The 20,615-nt window shown below is 65.1% G+C and carries 6 protein-coding genes, 3 rRNA genes and 2 pseudogenes; 9 read left to right on the top strand and 2 right to left on the bottom strand.

What is annotated here, in order from left to right; all coding sequences use genetic code 11:
* Positions 1–805: pseudogene (locus ACRQ5B_RS03255) on the bottom strand (carbon-nitrogen hydrolase family protein).
* A 176-nt stretch (positions 806–981) separates the two neighbouring features.
* Here ACRQ5B_RS03255 and glgX point away from each other — a divergent pair.
* From glgX to ACRQ5B_RS03240, 3 genes are read left to right on the top strand one after another with little or no spacing between them, the layout of a single operon-like run.
* On the top strand, positions 982–3,096 hold the full coding sequence (gene glgX / locus ACRQ5B_RS03250) for a glycogen debranching protein GlgX (protein ID WP_432396900.1): 2,115 nt from the start codon (positions 982–984) through the stop codon (positions 3,094–3,096).
* 12 nt (positions 3,097–3,108) lie between these two features.
* Complete coding sequence (locus tag ACRQ5B_RS03245) at positions 3,109–3,615, top strand: ribonuclease domain-containing protein (protein WP_432396897.1); 507 nt, start codon at positions 3,109–3,111, stop codon at positions 3,613–3,615.
* A gap of 6 nt (positions 3,616–3,621) precedes the next feature.
* Positions 3,622–3,978 (top strand): barstar family protein, encoded by a 357-nt coding sequence (locus ACRQ5B_RS03240; protein ID WP_432396894.1) that lies wholly within the window; start codon positions 3,622–3,624, stop codon positions 3,976–3,978.
* A gap of 185 nt (positions 3,979–4,163) precedes the next feature.
* Here the strand turns inward: ACRQ5B_RS03240 and glgP are convergent, their stop codons facing one another.
* Positions 4,164–6,782: an alpha-glucan family phosphorylase gene (glgP, locus tag ACRQ5B_RS03235; RefSeq protein WP_432396892.1), complete on the bottom strand. Its 2,619-nt coding sequence runs from the start codon at positions 6,780–6,782 to the stop codon at positions 4,164–4,166.
* A gap of 140 nt (positions 6,783–6,922) precedes the next feature.
* Between glgP and ACRQ5B_RS03230 the strand changes: the two genes are divergently transcribed.
* From ACRQ5B_RS03230 to rrf, 6 genes and pseudogenes are all read left to right on the top strand, one after another.
* Positions 6,923–9,004, top strand: a complete 2,082-nt coding sequence (locus ACRQ5B_RS03230) for an alpha-1,4-glucan--maltose-1-phosphate maltosyltransferase (RefSeq protein WP_432396891.1) — start codon at positions 6,923–6,925, stop codon at positions 9,002–9,004.
* A complete protein-coding gene (treS, locus tag ACRQ5B_RS03225) occupies positions 9,001–10,797 on the top strand; it encodes a maltose alpha-D-glucosyltransferase (RefSeq protein ID WP_432396888.1) in 1,797 nt (598 codons plus the stop codon). Before ACRQ5B_RS03230 ends, treS begins: the two co-directional genes overlap by 4 nt.
* Position 10,798: 1 nt before the next feature.
* A pseudogene (locus ACRQ5B_RS03220) lies at positions 10,799–14,514 on the top strand (1,4-alpha-glucan branching enzyme).
* A 526-nt stretch (positions 14,515–15,040) separates the two neighbouring features.
* A 16S ribosomal RNA gene (locus ACRQ5B_RS03215) occupies positions 15,041–16,561 on the top strand.
* A gap of 575 nt (positions 16,562–17,136) precedes the next feature.
* Positions 17,137–20,261: ribosomal RNA gene (locus ACRQ5B_RS03210) — 23S ribosomal RNA — on the top strand.
* A gap of 225 nt (positions 20,262–20,486) precedes the next feature.
* A 5S ribosomal RNA gene (gene rrf, locus ACRQ5B_RS03205) occupies positions 20,487–20,603 on the top strand.
* Together the 16S, 23S and 5S rRNA genes form the textbook arrangement of a ribosomal RNA operon.
* Positions 20,604–20,615: the final 12 nt, after the last annotated feature.

Raw genomic sequence — 20,615 nt, 5'->3', positions numbered from 1 at the left:
CTAGAAGCGGTGGCGGTTGGCCAGGACCGGGAGGCTCTTGCGGGCGGCGTCGACCTCGGCGGGGTCCAGGTCCACGAACAGCAGGTCCGGTTCCGCCCCGAGCTCGGCGATCGCCTCGCCGAAGGGGAGGCCACCAGGGAATGCCCGACGCCGGTGGGGGCGGTACCCCGGACCTCGAGACCGGCGCTGGCCGGGTCGGCCTGACCGCAGGCCACCACGAAGCTGGTCGAGTCGGCGGCCCGGGCCCGTGCCAGCAACGTCCACTGCTCCGCCTTGCCCGGACCGCTGCCCCAGGAGGCGCTCACCAGGGTCACGACGGCGCCGCGGTCGGCAAGTTCCGTGAACAGGTCCGGGAAACGCACGTCGTAGCAGGTGGCGAGGCCCACGGTGACGCCGCCGACGTCGAACGTCACCGGCTCCGTACCCGCCTCCACCGTGTCCGACTCGGCGAAGCCGAAGGCGTCGAACAGGTGGATCTTGTCGTAGCTGGCGGACACGCCCGGCCCGGTGGCGAGCAGGGTGTTCCGGACCCGGGGGATCCGTCCTTGGCCGCACCCGGCGTGAACATGCCGGCCACCAGCACCAGGTCCTGCTCCGCGGCGATGGCCCGGACGGCCGAGGCCCACGGGCCATCCAGCGGTTCGGCGATGTCCACCAGCGAGTTGCCGAAGGCCCGCATGGTGGCCTCCGGGAAGACCACCAGGTCCGCGCCGCCGGCCTTGGCCCGCGCGGCATACTCCCGGACAAGGTCAAGGTTCCGGTCCAGATCGCGGCCGGTGATGATTTGCGCCAGTGCTATCCGCACGGTTACCTCCAGTTCGGTGCCTGCCTCCAGTATGCCGCGCCGGACGCGCCCGGCCTCGCGCCGCCCGCTTCCGCCAGCCTCCGCCAGCGCCCGGACGCGCCGGCCCGGGTCATCCGCCGTCGTAACCCGACGGTGCGGAGACGGTGCGGGAGGCGGCCCCGGCTAAGCTATGACCAATGGTCAAGTCCTTTGTAGATTCCGCAACGACCGTGGATGCCTCACGGCCGCTTCCGCTGGGACTGAGCGTGCCACGCACCGGCTCCCCGGAGACCGATGATCCGCGCGGTTCCTCGGTGAACGTGGCCGTCTATGCCCCCGCCGTCGCCACCCTCGAAGTGGTTTACCAGGCCCCTGGCCGCGGCTGGCAGGTCAAGGCGCTGCCGAACGTCACCGCCGGCGTGCACCACGGCATTGTCGAGGGGCTGCCGGTCGGCTCCCGCTACGGGCTGCGGGCGGCGCCGGAGGCCGAGGCTCTGCCGGTCCCGGTTCCCACCCAGGATTTCGACGACGACGGCGTGCAGCCGCTGTTGCTCGATCCTTATGGCCGCGCCGTGGATCAGCGGGAGAAGCTGATCACCAGCGTCAGGATGTCCGGCGACTTCGACTGGGGCGTGGACCGTGGACCGGCCACGCCGTGGCGCGACACCATCATCTACGAGGCACACGTGCGCGGGCAGACGATGCTCCACCCGGACATTCCCGAGCACCTGCAGGGCACCTACGCCGGCATGGCGCACCCGGCCATGGTCGAGCACCTGGTCTCGTTGGGCGTCACGGCGGTCCAACTGCTGCCGGTCCACTTCCACCTGGACGAGGCCCACCTGCAGAACCTGGGTTTGACCAACTACTGGGGCTACAACACGGCCGCCTTCTTCGCCCCGCACCCGGACTACGCCACTCAGGCCGCCCGCGACGCCGGGCCGCAGGCGGTTCAGGACGAGTTCAAGGGCATGGTCAAGCTGCTCCACGCGGCCGGCCTCGAGGTGATCCTCGACGTCGTCTACAACCACACCGCCGAAGCAGGTCCGGACGGGCCCGCGCTCAGCTTCCGCGGCCTCGGCGAGCTGCAGTACTACCGCCACGACGGCCAGGGCCGCTACGTGGACACCACCGGCTGCGGCAACTCCCTGAACTTCGGTGAGCCCCGCGTCGTGCAGCTGGTCCTCGATTCCCTGCGGTACTGGGTGAATGAGTTCCATGTCGACGGCTTCCGCTTCGACCTTGCCGTCACGCTCTGCCGGAACGCGGCCAACGAGTTCGACCCCCGGCACCCGTTCCTGGTGGCCGTCGCCGCCGATCCGGTGCTCTCCGAGACCAAGCTGATCGCCGAACCCTGGGATGTGGGCTACGGCGGCTGGCAGACGGGCCGGTTCCCGCCCGGCTGGGTGGACTGGAACGACCACTTCCGCGACGCCGTCCGCACCTTTTGGCTGGCGGACCGGGCCGCGATCGAGTCGGGCGGCCATGGCGGCTCCGTGGCGAAGCTGGCAGACGCCCTCTCCGGCTCCGCGGCGCTGTTTGCCGGCTCCGGCCGGAACCGGCTGGCCTCGGTCAACCTCATCACCGCGCACGACGGGTTCACCCTTGCGGACCTGGTCTCCTACGACCGCAAGCACAACGAGGCCAACGGAGAGCAGAACCGGGACGGCCACGGCGACAACCGCAGCTACAACCACGGCTTCGAGGGTCCCACCGAGGACGAGGCCATCCTGGCCAAGCGCGCGCAGAGCAGCCGCAACCTGATGGCCTCCCTGATGATCTCGCAGGGCGTGCCGATGATCACCGCCGGCGACGAGGTGGGACGCACCCAGCAGGGCAACAACAACGCCTACTGCCAGGACAACCCGCTGACCTGGATCGACTGGACCAGCACCCCCGAATCGCACTCGATGCTCCGCAGCACCAAGCGCGTCATCCGGCTGCGCAAGGAGTTCCTCGCCGGCCAGCCGCACGACTACCCCGCCCGGGAGCGGCAGTCCTACTTCCACTGGTTCGACGTCGACGGCCGGCAGATGTCCGCCGAACGCTGGCAGGACCCCGCCCACCGGGTGGTGCAGCTGCTGGTGGGTTCCGACGTCGGCCGCGTGGTGGGCTTGGTGGTGGTCAACGGCGGCGCCGACGACGTCAAGGTCACCCTGCCGCCCGTCCCGCACGACGACGGCACCGGCCAGCGGATCTACGAGCTGCGGCTCACCACCTCGGAGTGGCACGACCGCCGGCAGGGCGTCCGGATCGCCTCCGGTGAACGCGACGTGGTCCAGGCGAACAGCATCAGCATCTACCGCATCTAGGGGGAACCGGAGATGACCACCAAACGCCTCAGCACCCTGATCGGGGCGCTCCTGGGCCTGGCGGTGCTCGTGCTGGTGGTCGCCGGGATCCCGCGGACGGGCGACTCCCCGAGCATTGCAACGTCCCCGGCCCAGACCAGTGCCGCCGCCAGCGCCGGCGTCTCTGCCAGCGCCAAGCCTTCCGGAGGGCCGGCAGCAGCGCGGCCCACGGGCACCGGCGTCGCGAACCCGTCCAAGCTGCCCGAGGTCAAGGCCTCGGAGTTGCCGGCCGAGGCGCGGCAGGTCCTGGTGCTGATCGCGCGCGGCGGTCCCTACCCGTACAGCAGGGACAACATCACCTTCGGCAACTTCGAGCGGGTGCTGCCGCAGAAGCCCTCGGGCTACTACCGGGAGTTCACTGTTCCCACGCCCGGCGAGTCGGACCGTGGCGCACGGCGGATCATCGCCGGAGACGCGGGGGAGAAGTACTACACCGCGGACCACTATTCATCGTTTTCATTCATCGCCGAAGGCAAGTAGGGACCCATGAAGATCTATTCCGCAGACACCTGGACGCCCGAGGAGCTGCAGGCGCAGGTCCGCGACGCCGGCCGCCGGACGCTGACTGTCCCCGCAGCCAACACGAAGAAAGAGGTCCTGGCCGCCTTCGGCGAGGTCCTGGATTTCCCCGAGCACTATGGCGTGAACCTCGACGCCCTCAACGATTCCCTGCACGACTTTGCCGATGCCGCGGGCGACGACGGGCACGGCCCGGTCACGGTGATCTGGCAGGTCCCCGCTGCCTTCCGCGCCGACCGCGCCTTCGGCGTCATCTGCGAAATCCTTCAGGACGCCGAGAGCTACGCCGGCAAGGCCCTCAAGGTCATCACCGTCTGCCTGTGACTGGCCGCTAAGCTCTTCTCCGCGTCAGGCCCGTCGAGGGCGGGATGATCCGGAAGCGTGCGTCTAAGCAGGGCCCCCGCCGTCAGGGTCCCCTGGCCGAGCTTGCGAGGTTAGGGAGACGGTGGGGAGGAACGAGCGAGCACGCGGAGGATTATCCCGTCTCCGACGGGATAATCCTTCGCAGGTCAGGCGTTGACGATGAGTCCGAGTTCGGCCTTCGACGCCAGGCCGGCGTGCTTGGGCAGCACCCGGATGGTGTAGCCGAAGGACCCGGAGCGGTCGATCACCAGGGTGCCGCTGAACAGGTAGCGGCCCTTGCCCAGGTCCTCCACGGAGGTCAGCTCCACCACCGTGACGTCCGTCAGCTCGTCGCTGTCCTCGGCGCGGCCGTAGGCCACCTCCACGGCGACGTCCTCCGGCGGCAGGTCGTGCAGCGCGATGTAGGCGTTGACCTGAAGGTCGTCGCCGATCTGCGGGTCCTCGGAGACGCCCACGGAGTCCACATGCTCCACCTGGATCTGCGGCCACGCGGCGCGGACCGTGGAGCACCAGGCGGCCAGCGACTTCGCCTCGGCGTAGCCGTGCGCGGACGCCTGGCGGCCGGCCAGCGCGGCGGGCCGGTACAAGACATTGACGTAGTCCTTGAGCATCCGCTCCGCGGACACCGCCGGTCCCAGGTGGGTCATGGTGTGCTTGATCATGGACACCCAGTGGGTGGGGACCGCCTGCGGCCCGGACTGTGACGGCCCGGCCGCGCCGGCGCCGTCGGAGACCGTGAGGCCGTAGAACTTCGGCGCCACCTGGGTTTCGAGCAGCTCGTACAGGGCGGCCGCCTCGATGTCGTCGCGCTCCTCGGGGGACGCGTCGTTGTTGGCGGTGGGGATCGCCCAGCCGTTCTCGCCGTCGTACATCTCATCCCACCAGCCGTCCAGCACCGAGAGGTTCAGGGAGCCGTTGATGGCCGCCTTCATCCCGGAGGTGCCGCAGGCCTCGAGCGGGCGCAGCGGGTTGTTCAGCCAGACGTCACAGCCGGGGAAGAGCGTGCGGGCCATCGCGATGTCGTAGTTGGGTAGGAAGACGATCCGGTGCCGCACCGCGGGGTCGTCGGTGAACCGGACCAGGTCCTGGATCATCTTCTTGCCAGCGTCGTCCGCCGGGTGCGATTTGCCGGCGATGACCAGCTGGATGGGGTGGGTCTCGTGCAGCAGGAGCGCCTTGAGCCGCGCGGGGTCGCGGAGCATCAGGGTGAGCCGCTTGTAGGTCGGCACGCGGCGCGCGAAGCCGACCGTGAGGACATCCGGGTCCAGGACCGAATCGGTCCAGGACAGCTCGGCGTCGGCCGCGCCGCGCTTCTTCCACGCCGCGCGGAGCCGGCGCCGGACGTCCTCCACGAGGGAGACCCGCATTTCCCGGCGCAGCGCCCAGAGCTCTTCGTCGCTGACGTTGTAGGCGAGGTCCCAGCGGCCCTCGGACTCCGCGTCGGCCCCGAACCGGTCGCGGGCCAGCTGGGAGACGCGCGGATCCACCCAGGTGGGGACGTGGACGCCGTTGGTCACCGAGGTGATGGGCACCTCCGCGTGGTCAAAGCCCGGCCAGAGCGCGGAGAACATCCCGCGCGAGACCACGCCGTGCAGCTTGGCCACGCCGTTGGCGCGTTGGGCCAGGCGGAGGCCCATGACGGCCATGTTGAAGACAAATGGGTCACCGTCGGCGAAGTCCTCGCGGCCCAGGTCCAGGATCTTGCCCAGCGGAACGTCCGGGGCGAGGCCCGCGGAGAAGAAGTGCTCGATCTGGGAGATCTCGAACCGGTCGATGCCCGCGGGAACCGGGGTGTGGGTGGTGAAGACGGTGGAGGCGCGGCCGGCGGTGAGCGCCTCGTCCCAGCCTAAGGCGGTGTCCCCGGACATGAGTTCCTGGATCCGTTCGACGCCGAGGAAGCCGGCGTGGCCCTCGTTGGTGTGGAAGACCTCCGGCGCGGGTGCCCCGGTGAGCCGCTGGTAGGCGCGCAGCGCCTTCACCCCGCCCATGCCCAGCAGGAGTTCCTGCTGGAGGCGGTGGTCGCCGCCGCCGCCGTAGAGCCGGTCCGTGATGCCGCGGGCGGCGTCGTCGTTGCCGGCCACGTTCGAATCCAGCAGCAGCAGCGGCACGCGGCCGACGTCGGCGCGCCACACGTGCGCCAGCAGCCTGCGGCCGTGGGGGAGGGGCAGGGAGATTTCCACCGGCCGGCCGTTGCCGTCCGGGGAGGCCTCGCGGAGCAGCGTCAGGGGCAGTCCGTCCGGGTCCAGCACGGGGTAGGTTTCCTGCTGCCAGGCGTCCCGGGAGAGGGACTGCTTGAAGTATCCGGCCTGGTAGAGCAGGCCGACGCCGATCAGCGGCACCCCGAGGTCGGAGGCGGCCTTCAGGTGGTCACCGGCGAGGATGCCGAGGCCGCCGGAGTACTGCGGCAGGACCTCGGTGATCCCGAACTCGGGGGAGAAGTAGGCGATGCAGCGGGGCGCGTCCTCGCCCAGGCTCTGGTACCAGCGGGGCTGCTCCAGATACTGGTCCAGGTCCGCCGCGGCCTCGTGCACCCGGCGCACCACATCCTGGTCCGCGGCGAGGCGCTGCAGCTCCTCCCGGCTGACCAGACCCAGGAACGTCACCGGATCCTGCGCGCTCTCGGCCCAGATGGCCGGGTTCAGCTGCTCGAACAATTCGCGGGTGGGCAGGTGCCACGACCAGCGAAGGTTGGTGGCCAGCCGCGCCAGGGGCCGGATCGGTTCGGGAAGAACGGTTCTGACGGTAAATCTCCGGATAGCCTTCACCTGCGAAACACTAACCGACAACTCCGGACCCCGGAACAGTTCCGGGTTTCTTTCCGGTAAATGTCGGATGGCGCTTCGGATGACCCCAAAAAACGGAGCAGCCTTAGCATTCTGTGAGATTTGTAGATAACGTCGAGCCTGTGACGACTAACTCCCGAACCAGCGCCGTGTCCAAGCAAAAGCCGAAGGCCCTGATCACCGATGGGTTGAAATTCGGCAGGTTTCCGATCACCAACGTCCAGCCGTCGGTCGAGGGCGGTAAATTCCCCGCCAAAGCCACCGTCGGCGAGAGCATCGTCGTCGCCGCGACCGCGTTCCGCGAGGGCCACGACATGCTCGGCGTCAGCGCCGTCCTGCTGGACCCGCGCGGCAAGGAACGCCAGCGGATCCGCCTCGAGCCCCCGCGGGGCGACCGCGGCAAGGGCACGGATCTCTGGGAAGGCCTGCTGACCCCCACCGCCACCGGCAAGTGGTCTTACGTGATCGAGGCCTGGCACGACCGCTACGGCACGTGGCACCACAACGCCGAGGTCAAGGTTGAAGCCGGCATCGACGTCGAGCTCATGCTCGCCGAGGGCGCGGCGCTCCTGACCGAGGCCTCCGAGGATCCCAGCCGCCCGTCCGCGGACCGCCGCACCCTCCGGATCGCCGCCGCCGGCCTCGCCGACGGTTCGAAGACTCCGGAGGAGCGCCTCGGCGCCGGCTTCGGCGTGGACGTCGCCGCCGTCGTCGGCCGCCAGCCCATCCGTGAACTCGTCACCGTGTCCGAGCCATACCCGTTGCTGGTCGAGCGCGAACTCGCCGGCCGCGGCGCCTGGTACGAATTCTTCCCCCGCTCCGAGGGCGCCGTCCGCAACCACGAGACCGGCGAATGGACCTCCGGCACCTTCCGCACCGCGGCGGAGCGCCTCGACGCCGTTGCCGCCATGGGCTTCGACGTTATCTACATGCCCCCGATCCACCCGATCGGCACCCAGCACCGCAAGGGACCGAACAACACGCTCATCGCCGGACCGCACGACCCCGGCTCCCCGTGGGCGATTGGCGCGGAGGAGGGCGGCCACGACGCCATCCATCCGGACCTGGGCAGCTTCGAGGACTTCGACGCTTTCGTGGCCCGCGCCGGCGAACTGGGCCTCGAAGTGGCCCTCGACCTGGCACTGCAGGCCGCCCCGGACCACCCCTGGGTCAAGAGCCACCCCGAATGGTTCACCACCCGGGTGGACGGCAGCATCGCCTACGCCGAAAACCCGCCCAAAAAATACCAAGATATTTTCCCGCTGAATTTCGACAACGATCCCGCGGGACTGTCCAACGAAATCCTGCGCGTTGTTCAACTGTGGATCAGCCACGGGGTGAAGATTTTCCGCGTGGATAACCCGCACACCAAGCCGGTGTGGTTCTGGGAATGGCTGATTGCCAAGGTCAACAAAAAGAACCCCGACGTCGTCTTCCTGGCCGAGGCGTTCACCCGCCCCGCCATGATGCATGCGCTCGGCCGGGCCGGATTCCAGCAGTCGTACTCCTACTTCACCTGGCGCAATACCAAGGAGGAACTGGAGAAGTATTTCCAGGAAATCAGCCATGAATCCCCGGCCTATTTCCGGCCGAACTTCTTCGTCAACACCCCGGACATCCTGACCGAGTACCTGCAGTTCGGCGGACCGGCGGCCTTCAAGATCCGCGCCGCCCTGGCCTCGACCGCCAGCCCTCTGTGGGGCGTCTACGCCGGCTACGAGCTCTACGAGCACGTTGCCCGCCCCGGTGCAGAGGAGTACATCGACAACGAGAAGTTCGAGTACAAGGCCCGCGACTGGGATGCCGCAACGGAATCCGGCCGCACCCTGGCCCCGTACCTGACCCGCCTGAACGCGATCCGGCATGCCCACCCGGCGCTGGGGGACCTGCAGAACCTGACCTTGCACGCCAGCACGGACAGCTCCACGGTGGTCTACTCCAAGCACAAGACGCTGCCCGACGGCACCAAGGACACCCTGATCGTTGTGGTCAACGTGGACCCGCACAGCCCCCGCGAAAGCACGGTCACCATTGACCGCGCAGCCCTGGAACTGGACCCGGACGACCTGACCCACAACGGCGGTTACGTCGTCGAGGACCTGATCTCCGGTGAGAGCTGGGAGTGGGGCGAGTACAACTACGTCCGCCTCGACCCCCACATCGAACCCGCCCACATCCTCAACGTCCGGAGGTCCCGCCCGTGAGCTTTAGTCCGAGCAACCCCAGCCAGCACTTCACGCCCAAGGGGACCTTTGAACTGAATGCCCCCGGCCTGCAGCACGACCCGCATTGGTACCGCAAGGCGGTCTTCTACGAGGTGCTGGTCCGCGGCTTCGCCGACGGGAACGGGGACGGCTCCGGCGACTTCCACGGCCTGATCGAGAAGCTCGACTACCTGCAGTGGCTGGGTGTGGACTGCCTCTGGCTGCCCCCGTTCTTCCAGTCCCCGCTGCGCGACGGTGGCTACGACATCTCGGATTACAACTCCGTGCTGGACGAATTCGGCACCATCAGCGACTTCAAGCGCCTGGTGGCCGAGGCCCACGCCCGCGGCGTCCGCGTCATCATCGACCTGCCCCTGAACCACACCTCGGACCAGCACCCCTGGTTCCAGGAGTCCCGCAAGGACCCGGACGGTCCCTTCGGCGACTTCTACGTCTGGAGCGACACCGACGAGAAGTACCAGGACGCCCGCATCATCTTCGTGGACACCGAGGAATCCAACTGGACCTTCGACCCGATCCGCCGCCAGTTCTTCTGGCACCGGTTCTTCAGCCACCAGCCGGACCTGAACTTCGAAAACCCCAAGGTCATCGACGCCGTGTTCGACGTCGTCCGCTTCTGGCTGGACCAGGGCATCGACGGCTTCCGGGCCGACGCCATCCCCTACCTCTTCGAAGAGGAGGGCACTAACTGCGAGAACCTGCCGGCCACCCACGAGTTCCTGCGCCAGCTGCGGAAAATGGTGGACGAGAGCTACCCCGGCCGCGTCATCATTGCCGAGGCCAACCAGCCGCCGGCGGAGGTCGTGGAGTATTTCGGCACCGAGGAGGAGCCGGAGTGCCACATGGCGTTCCACTTCCCGATCATGCCGCGGCTCTACTACGCGCTGCGCGACCAGAAGGCCGCGCCGATCATCGAGACCATGCGGGACACCCCGGCCATCCCGGAAGGCGCCCAGTGGGGCACGTTCCTGCGCAACCACGACGAGCTGACCCTGGAAATGGTCACTTCCGACGAGCGCGCCGCCATGCTTGGCTGGTATGCCCCGGATCCGCGCATGCGGGCCAACATCGGCATCCGGCGCCGGCTCGCGCCGCTGCTGGACAACTCCCGGTCCGAGATTGAGCTGATCAACGCGCTGCTGCTGTCCTTGCCGGGCAGCCCTTTCCTGTACTACGGGGACGAGATCGGCATGGGCGACAACATCTGGCTCGAGGACCGTGACGCCGTTCGCACGCCGATGCAGTGGAACCCGGACCGTAATGCGGGCTTCTCCAACGCCGACCCGGGAAAGCTTTACCTTCCGGTGATCCAGTCGCTGGTCTACAACTACAGCATGGCCAACGTCGAGGCCGAGGCCGCGCACTCCGGGTCGCTGCTGCGCTGGACCCGGCAGATCCTCAGCGTCCGCAAGAACCACCCGGCGTTCGGGCTCGGGTCCTTCAAGCACGTCGAGGCGGACCATGACGTCGTCCTGGCCTACCTGCGGGAGCTCCCGGCCGGGAACGTCGCCGGCGAGGACCCGGAGACGATCCTCTGCGTCTTCAACCTTTCCCAGCACCCGGTGGCCACGTCGCTGCGAGTCCCGCAGCTGGCCGGCCGCGGCCTGCGGGACGTCTTCGGCGGCCAGGCCTTCCCCGGCATCGCCGAGGACGGGACCCTGACCCTGACCCTGGGCAGCCACGATTTCTTCTGGCTGCGGGTCCGCTCGGCCGCCTCCAACCCGGCGTCGCCCCACACCCAGGCGATGCCTATCCTGTCCATCGAAGGCTGACATGACCCGACCGACCCTTTCCCCCGCCCTGGACGTGCTTCTGCGCAGCTGGCTGCCGCGCCAGCGCTGGTTCCCGGTCAAGAGCGCGCACTTCAGCTTCGAACCGGTGGGCAGTGTGACCCTCGAAGCGCCCGTGCCGGCCGTGCCCTCCCCGGGTGCGCCGGCAGGAGACGGCGGTGCCCGGTTCGAGGTGCTGCTGCTGGCCGTGACCTACCCGACGGCGGACGGCGACCGGACCGACGTCGTCCAGGTCCCGCTGAGCTTCCGGACCCTGCCGCTGCCCGGTGCCGGCGCGGCCCTCCTCGGCGAGATCCAGGCCGACGGCGGCACGCCGGGCGGCTGGGTGTACGACGGCGTCCACGACGCGGCGTTCATCGCCGCGTGGCTGGAGCTGATGCGCTCCCGCGGCGCCACCGCGGACGGCTCCGCCACCGGTGAGCTGGTCGACTCCGACCACCGGCTGCCGCACGCCACCGGCAAGGTCCGGGTGCTCTCCGGCGAACAGTCCAACAGCTCGGTGATCGTCGACGACGGCACCTCGGCCGCGATCCTGAAGTTCTTCCGCGTCCTCTCCGAGGGGCAGAACCCCGAGGTCGAAATCGGCGCCGCCCTGACCGCGGGACGCACCGCCGAGGTCCCCGCCACCCTCGGCTGGGTGACCGGTGAGTGGACTGTCACTGACGGGTCGGTTCCGGATGTGGCCGGCCGCCGGGCTGCACGCGCCGAACTGGCCGTCGCCCACGAATTCCTCGCCGGCGGCCTGGACGCGTGGCGGCTCGCCGTCGACGCGGCCCGCACCGGAACCGATTTCACCGCGGAGGCGCACGCCCTCGGCGTCGCCACCGCCACTGTCCACCGCCGCCTCGCCGAGGCGCTCGGCACGGCGTCAGAAGCCGTTCCGGGCGGGGACATTGCCCCCGGCGTCGCGCAGAGGGTCCGCCAGTCATGGGCCGAGGCGGGCACCGCCGTCGGACCCTTCGACGACGCCCTGCGGGCCCTGCTCGGCCGGCTCGCCGGGACCAGCGCCGGGCAACTGCAGCGCATCCACGGGGACCTTCACCTCGGCCAGATCCTCCAGGTCCCCGGCGCCGCCGGCCAGCCCGCACGCTGGGCGATCCTCGACTTCGAGGGCGAGCCCCTGCGGCCCGTCTCCGAACGGAACTTCCCCGACGTGCCGCTCCGCGACGTCGTCGGCATGCTGCGCTCCTTCGACTACGCCGCCGGTGCGGCCGCCCGCGAGGACGACGGCGCAGCCGTCCCCGAAGAGTGGGTGGACGACTGCGCCTCGGCGTTCCTCGCCGGCTACGCCGAGGTCACCCCCGGCACCATCGACCGTGACTCACCCTTGTTCACCGCCCTGTGGCTGGACAAGGCGCTCTACGAAGTTGTTTACGAACTACGAAACAGGCCCGACTGGCTCGCCATCCCGGTGAATGCATCCCGTCGTCTCCTTGGCAGTACTGGCTCCGGCGCCCCCGTCGAAGCCGCAGCGGAAGGTAAGAACATGACTGGCTCAGCACGTACCGAACGGCCCGGAGCACCGCTCCCCGTCGACGCGGACACCCTCGCCCGGGTGGCCGCGGGGAGCACCACGCCCCGCACTCCGTTCTCGGCGCCCACCTCGACGATTACGGCCACGTCACCATCCGCACCGTGAAGCACATGGCCGAATCCGTCTCGGTGGTGACGTCCGCCGGCACCACCCCCATGACGCACGAGGCCGGAGGTGTGTGGGTGGCCGTCCTCGAACCGCTCGACGCTGGCCATGTCCCGGACTACCGGCTGGAGGTCCGCTACGAGGACCAGGACGCGGTCCGCACCGACGAGCCGTACCGCTACCTGCCCACCGTGGGCGAAGTCGACCTGCACCTGATCGGGGAAGGACGGCACGAACGGCTCTGGGACGTCCTCGGCGCCCACGTCCAGCACTACAAGTCCTCCCTCGGCGACGTCGACGGCGTGTCCTTCGCCGTCTGGGCCCCCAACGCCCAGGCTGTGCGCGTCAAGGGCGACTTCAACGGCTGGGACGGCCGCGAGAACTCGATGCGCTCCCTCGGCTCCTCCGGGGTGTGGGAAATCTTCATCCCCGGCGTTATGGCAGGGGCGTGCTACAAGTTCGAGATCAAGACCCGGCACGGCCACTGGGTGGAGAAGGCCGACCCGCTGGCGTTCGGCACCGAGGTCCCACCGCTGACCGCATCCCGCGTCGTCGAACCCTCCTACGTCTTCAAGGACGCGGAGTGGATGAAGGCCCGCGCCGCCCGCGATCCGCACAACGCGCCGATGAGCGTCTACGAGGTTCACCTCGGATCCTGGCGCGTCGGCCTGGACTACAAGCAGCTGGCCAAGGAACTCGTGGAGTACGTAAAGTGGCTCGGCTTCACCCACGTGGAGTTCATGCCCGTCGCCGAGCACCCATTCGGCGGCTCCTGGGGTTACCAGGTCACCTCCTACTTCGCGCCGACCTCCCGCTTCGGGCACCCGGACGAGTTCCGGCACCTGGTGGACGAACTGCACCAGGCCGGTATCGGCGTGCTGCTGGACTGGGTCCCGGCCCACTTCCCCAAGGACGCCTGGGCACTGGCGAAATTCGACGGCGAGCCGCTCTACGAGCACTCGGACCCGAACCTCGGCGAGCACCCGGACTGGGGCACGCTGATCTTCGACTTTGGCCGCAGCGAGGTGCGCAACTTCCTGGTCGCCAACGCCCTGTACTGGCTGGACGAATTTCACATCGATGGCCTGCGGGTGGACGCCGTCGCCTCCATGCTCTATCTGGACTACTCCCGCAAGGAGGGCCAATGGCAGCCCAACCGCTTCGGCGGCCGCGAGAACCTTGAGGCGATCTCCTTCCTGCAGGAGGCCAACGCCACGGTCTACAAGACGCATCCCGGCGCGGTGATGATCGCCGAGGAGTCCACCGCGTTCCCCGGCGTCACCGCCCCCACGGACCAAGGCGGCCTGGGCTTCGGGCTCAAGTGGAACATGGGCTGGATGCACGACTCGCTGAAGTACATGGCCGAGGATCCGTACAACCGCAAGTGGCACCACGGCACCATTACCTTCTCCATGGTCTACGCCTACACGGAGAACTTCTTGCTGCCGATTAGCCATGACGAGGTGGTCCACGGCAAGGGATCCATGCTGCGTAAGATGCCCGGCGACCGCTGGCAGCAGCTGGCCAACCTGCGCGCGTTCCTGGGCTACCAGTGGGCGCACCCGGGCAAGCAGCTGATCTTCATGGGCACCGAGTTCGGCCAGGAAGCCGAATGGTCCGAGCAGTACGGGCTGGACTGGTGGCTGGCGGACATCCCTGCCCACCGTGGCGTGCAGCTGCTCACCAAGGACCTGAACGAGCTCTACAGCTCGACGCCGGCCCTCTACGAGCGGGACAACGATCCGGAAGGGTTCCAGTGGATCAACGGCGGGGACTCGGACCGCAACGTCCTCACGTTCATCCGCCGCGACGCGGACGGTAACCCGCTGGTAGTGGCGCTGAACTTCTCCGGCGCCCCGCACCACGACTTCCGCCTGGGCGTCCCGGCCGCGGGACAGTGGCAGGAAGTGCTGAACACCGACGCCGGCACGTACGGAGGATCGGGCGTCACCAACGATGGGCCGCTGACTGCGACCGGCGACGGCATCGACGGACAGCCGGCCTCGCTGACCGTCACGCTGCCGCCACTGGGTGCGGCCTACTTCAAGGCCGCCGAGTAACACTCCTGTGAAAGGCCCGGAACCCTCGCGGTTCCGGGCCTTTCTGGTGTCCGGGGGCGTGTTTGAGGCCTCGGTTCGGCTGGCCCGCGGGGCTGATTCGGGGCGGGCTTTGGGCCGGCCCAGGGCCGCCGGGGGAGTGCTCCCAGGCCCCGCTTTGTCACCGCGGCCGAGTGGTGGTACAGTTTATTTCCGCGCTGCTCCCCGGAGTTGATCCGCTGAGAAGACCACGAAGGCCACGGCCAACTGGATCGGGACGCTGATTTGACTAGGGCGAAGTGCGCGGGTAAGTTTGGAAAGTTGCTCCGGAGCGAGTCACGGTCCCTTGATGGGTTGTGGTGGTGCCGGGTGTGTCTGTTGTTTGAGAACTCAATAGTGTGCCAAGTTTGTTGATACCGATTGTTTTATTGATTGGTTGATTATGCTGTGTTGTCCACCCCGTGGATGGCATGGTTTTCAGCTGGTTTCAAATTTTGTGCAGCATGTTATCCGTCGTTTTCCCGGTGGTGCGTGTTGTGTCTGTTTGTTTTCAACGGAGAGTTTGATCCTGGCTCAGGATGAACGCTGGCGGCGTGCTTAACACATGCAAGTCGAACGATGATGCCAGCTTGCTGGTGGATTAGTGGCGAACGGGTGAGTAACACGTGAGTAACCTGCCCTTAACTCTGGGATAAGCCTGGGAAACTGGGTCTAATACCGGATATGACTCCTCATCGCATGGTGGGGGGTGGAAAGCTTTTGTGGTTTTGGATGGACTCGCGGCCTATCAGCTTGTTGGTGAGGTAATGGCTCACCAAGGCGACGACGGGTAGCCGGCCTGAGAGGGTGACCGGCCACACTGGGACTGAGACACGGCCCAGACTCCTACGGGAGGCAGCAGTGGGGAATATTGCACAATGGGCGGAAGCCTGATGCAGCGACGCCGCGTGAGGGATGACGGCCTTCGGGTTGTAAACCTCTTTCAGTAGGGAAGAAGCGAAAGTGACGGTACCTGCAGAAGAAGCGCCGGCTAACTACGTGCCAGCAGCCGCGGTAATACGTAGGGCGCAAGCGTTATCCGGAATTATTGGGCGTAAAGAGCTCGTAGGCGGTTTGTCGCGTCTGCCGTGAAAGTCCGGGGCTCAACTCCGGATCTGCGGTGGGTACGGGCAGACTAGAGTGATGTAGGGGAGACTGGAATTCCTGGTGTAGCGGTGAAATGCGCAGATATCAGGAGGAACACCGATGGCGAAGGCAGGTCTCTGGGCATTAACTGACGCTGAGGAGCGAAAGCATGGGGAGCGAACAGGATTAGATACCCTGGTAGTCCATGCCGTAAACGTTGGGCACTAGGTGTGGGGGACATTCCACGTTTTCCGCGCCGTAGCTAACGCATTAAGTGCCCCGCCTGGGGAGTACGGCCGCAAGGCTAAAACTCAAAGGAATTGACGGGGGCCCGCACAAGCGGCGGAGCATGCGGATTAATTCGATGCAACGCGAAGAACCTTACCAAGGCTTGACATGAACCGGTAAGACCTGGAAACAGGTCCCCCACTTGTGGCCGGTTTACAGGTGGTGCATGGTTGTCGTCAGCTCGTGTCGTGAGATGTTGGGTTAAGTCCCGCAACGAGCGCAACCCTCGTTCCATGTTGCCAGCGCGTTATGGCGGGGACTCATGGGAGACTGCCGGGGTCAACTCGGAGGAAGGTGGGGACGACGTCAAATCATCATGCCCCTTATGTCTTGGGCTTCACGCATGCTACAATGGCCGGTACAAAGGGTTGCGATACTGTGAGGTGGAGCTAATCCCAAAAGCCGGTCTCAGTTCGGATTGGGGTCTGCAACTCGACCCCATGAAGTCGGAGTCGCTAGTAATCGCAGATCAGCAACGCTGCGGTGAATACGTTCCCGGGCCTTGTACACACCGCCCGTCAAGTCACGAAAGTTGGTAACACCCGAAGCCGGTGGCCTAACCCCTTGTGGGAGGGAGCTGTCGAAGGTGGGACTGGCGATTGGGACTAAGTCGTAACAAGGTAGCCGTACCGGAAGGTGCGGCTGGATCACCTCCTTTCTAAGGAGCGCCTACAACAACCCCGCCAGGCCGCATGGTTTGTGTGGTGGTGTTGTCAGGAGTAGGCCCGTTGCGCAGACGCAAGTTCTGCGGCGGGTGCTCATGGGTGGAATATCAACGAATAGGTGCCTGTCGGGTTTTTGCCGGTGGTTAGTACGGAAGACGCATCCTCTCTTGGGGGTGGGTGTTCCTGGAACGCTTCGGTGGGATTCCTGGTGGGTAGTGTTTGGCACACTGTTGGGTCCTGAGACAACAGGACCATGTTCTGTGTCTGTCCCTCGTTTGTGGGGGTTGGGTGCGGGGTGTGGGGCTTGTGTGTTTCTGGTTTCCTGGCTGCGACGCCCTGGACGCTGTCGACCTTCTGCTTTCGGGCTGGGGGGTTGGTGTGTGGGGTGTGTGGTACGGGGTTGTTGTTTGAGAACTACATAGTGGACGCGAGCATCTTTTATAAGAAGCAATTTCCAAGAATATGAACCTGGATCTGGCTGCGCTCGATGGTGTCACCCTTCGGGGTGGTGTTGTTGTGGTGTGGTTGGTTTCTGTGGTTCTCTCGAAATTACTCCTTGATCTTTTGTGGTCAAGTTTTTAAAGAGCACACGGTGGATGCCTTGGCATTAGGAGCCGAAGAAGGACGTAGGAATCTGCGATAAGCCTGGGGGAGTCGATAACCGGACTGTGATCCCAGGGTGTCCGAATGGGGAAACCCCGCCAGGGGCGCGAGTTGCCTGGTGACCCGCATCTGAACACATAGGGTGCGTGGAGGGAACGCGGGGAAGTGAAACATCTCAGTACCCGCAGGAAGAGAAAACAATAGTGATTCCGTTAGTAGTGGCGAGCGAACGCGGATCAGGCTAAACCGTTCCATGTGTGATAGCCGGCGGGCGTTGCATGGTCGGGGTTGTGGGACTTTCCGTTCTGTCTCTGCCGGGACAGTGGGGTGAGAGCGTGGGCATAGGTGAACGGTCTTGAAAGGCCGGCCAGAGAGGGTGTGAGCCCCGTAACCGAAATGTTTTTACGCCGCCTGGAGAGTATCCCAAGTAGCACGGGGCCCGAGAAATCCCGTGCGAATCTGTCAGGACCACCTGATAAGCCTAAATACTCCCTAATGACCGATAGCGGACCAGTACCGTGAGGGAAAGGTGAAAAGTACCCCGGGAGGGGAGTGAAACAGTACCTGAAACCGTGTGCTTACAATCCGTCGGAGCAGCCTTGTAGTTGTGACGGCGTGCCTTTTGAAGAATGAGCCTGCGAGTTAGTGTTACGTCGCGAGGTTAACCCGTGTGGGGAAGCCGTAGCGAAAGCGAGTCTGAATAGGGCGTTGCAGTGGCGTGATCTAGACCCGAAGCGAAGTGATCTACCCATGGCCAGGTTGAAGCGACGGTAAGACGTCGTGGAGGACCGAACCCACTTCAGTTGAAAATGGAGGGGATGAGCTGTGGGTAGGGGTGAAAGGCCAATCAAACTTCGTGATAGCTGGTTCTCCCCGAAATGCATTTAGGTGCAGCGTTGCGTGTTTCTTATCGGAGGTAGAGCTACTGGATGGCTAATGGGCCCTACAAGGTTACTGACGTCAGCCAAACTCCGAATGCCGGTAAGTGAGAGCGCAGCAGTGAGACTGTGGGGGATAAGCTTCATAGTCGAGAGGGAAACAGCCCAGACCACCAACTAAGGCCCCTAAGCGTGTGCTAAGTGGGAAAGGATGTGGAGTTGCGAAGACAACCAGGAGGTTGGCTTAGAAGCAGCCATCCTTAAAAGAGTGCGTAATAGCTCACTGGTCAAGTGATTCCGCGCCGACAATGTAGCGGGGCTCAAGTACACCGCCGAAGTTGTGGCATTCAGATTTTTGCTAAGCCCTTGTGGTTCAGGCGTCTGGATGGGTAGGGGAGCGTCGTGTGGGCAGTGAAGTCGCGGTGTAAACCAGCGGTGGAGCCTACACGAGTGAGAATGCAGGCATGAGTAGCGAAAGACGGGTGAGAAACCCGTCCGCCGAATGATCAAGGGTTCCAGGGTCAAGCTAATCTGCCCTGGGTAAGTCGGGACCTAAGGCGAGGCCGACAGGCGTAGTCGATGGACAACGGGTTGATATTCCCGTACCGGCGAAAAACCGCCCATGTTGAACAGGGGATACTAACCGCCCGAGACCTGCCCGATCACCCTTGTGGTGTGAGGGTTTTGGTGGAGCGCGGGACCTGATCCTGGGAGGCAAGCGTATTAACAGGTGTGACGCAGGAAGGTAGCCGGGCCGGGCGATGGTTGCCCCGGTCTAAGGATGTAGGGCGAACGGTAGGCAAATCCGCTGTTCATGATGCCTGAGACCCGATGGGACCCCCGTATGGGGGGATCCGGTGATCCTATGCTGCCGAGAAAAGCATCGACGCGAGGTTTTAGCCGCCCGTACCCCAAACCGACACAGGTGATCAGGTAGAGAATACTAAGGCGATCGAGAGAATTATGGTTAAGGAACTCGGCAAAATGCCCCCGTAACTTCGGGAGAAGGGGGGCCCCTATCGTGATGGACACTTGCTGTCCGGAGCGTGGCGGGGCCGCAGAGACCAGGGGAAGCGACTGTTTACTAAAAACACAGGTCCGTGCGAAGTCGCAAGACGATGTATACGGACTGACTCCTGCCCGGTGCTGGAAGGTTAAGAGGACCGGTTAGCCGCAAGGCGAAGCTGAGAATTTAAGCCCCAGTAAACGGCGGTGGTAACTATAACCATCCTAAGGTAGCGAAATTCCTTGTCGGGTAAGTTCCGACCTGCACGAATGGAGTAACGACTTCCCCGCTGTCTCAACCATAAACTCGGCGAAATTGCAGTACGAGTAAAGATGCTCGTTACGCGCAGCAGGACGGAAAGACCCCGAGACCTTTACTATAGTTTGGTATTGGTGTTCGGAGTGGCTTGTGTAGGATAGGTGGGAGACGTTGAAGCCCGGACGCCAGTTCGGGTGGAGTCATCGTTGAAATACCACTCTGGTCACTTTGGACATCTAACTTCGGCCCGTAATCCGGGTCAGGGACAGTGCCTGATGGGTAGTTTAACTGGGGCGGTTGCCTCCTAAAAAGTAACGGAGGCGCCCAAAGGTTCCCTCAGCCTGGTTGGCAATCAGGTGTCGAGTGTAAGTGCACAAGGGAGCTTGACTGTGAGAGAGACATCTCGAGCAGGGACGAAAGTCGGGACTAGTGATCCGGCGGTACATTGTGGAATGGCCGTCGCTCAACGGATAAAAGGTACCTCGGGGATAACAGGCTGATCTTGCCCAAGAGTCCATATCGACGGCATGGTTTGGCACCTCGATGTCGGCTCGTCGCATCCTGGGGCTGGAGTAGGTCCCAAGGGTTGGGCTGTTCGCCCATTAAAGCGGTACGCGAGCTGGGTTTAGAACGTCGTGAGACAGTTCGGTCCCTATCCGCTGCGCGCGCAGGAAATTTGAGAAGGGCTGTCCTTAGTACGAGAGGACCGGGACGGACGAACCTCTGGTGTGTCAGTTGTACTGCCAAGTGCACCGCTGATTAGCTACGTTCGGATGGGATAACCGCTGAAAGCATCTAAGCGGGAAGCTCGCTTCAAGATGAGATTTCCATACACCTTGTGTGTGAGAGGCCCCCAGCCAGACCACTGGGTTGATAGGCCGGATGTGGAAGCGAGGACTAAAGACTCGTGAAGCTGACCGGTACTAATAGGCCGATAACTTACACCACACACCACCCCCGCCAGCATCGACTGGAACACCGCGGGGTGGGTATGAAGAACAAGACTGCTTGCGTCCACTATGTGGTTCCCAACCAACAAACCCACCACCGGGTTGTGTTGACTGGCGAACCGAATGAATATAATTGAATACAACACCACACTGCCCTAAAAGCAGAGTTGTAACCAATAGATTTCCCGCCAACCCCCCAGGGGTTCGGTCCGGGTAACAGGGTTACGGCGGTCATAGCGTGGGGGAAACGCCCGGTCCCATTCCGAACCCGGAAGCTAAGACCCACAGCGCCGATGGTACTGCACCCGGGAGGGTGTGGGAGAGTAGGTCACCGCCGGACATAATTTAGCGG

This window comes from Pseudarthrobacter sp. L19, from assembly GCF_050859435.1.
GTDB lineage: Bacteria > Actinomycetota > Actinomycetes > Actinomycetales > Micrococcaceae > Arthrobacter.
The sequence above is the reverse complement of the archived record's forward strand: the minus strand, read 5'-3'. Positions and strand labels throughout refer to the sequence as shown.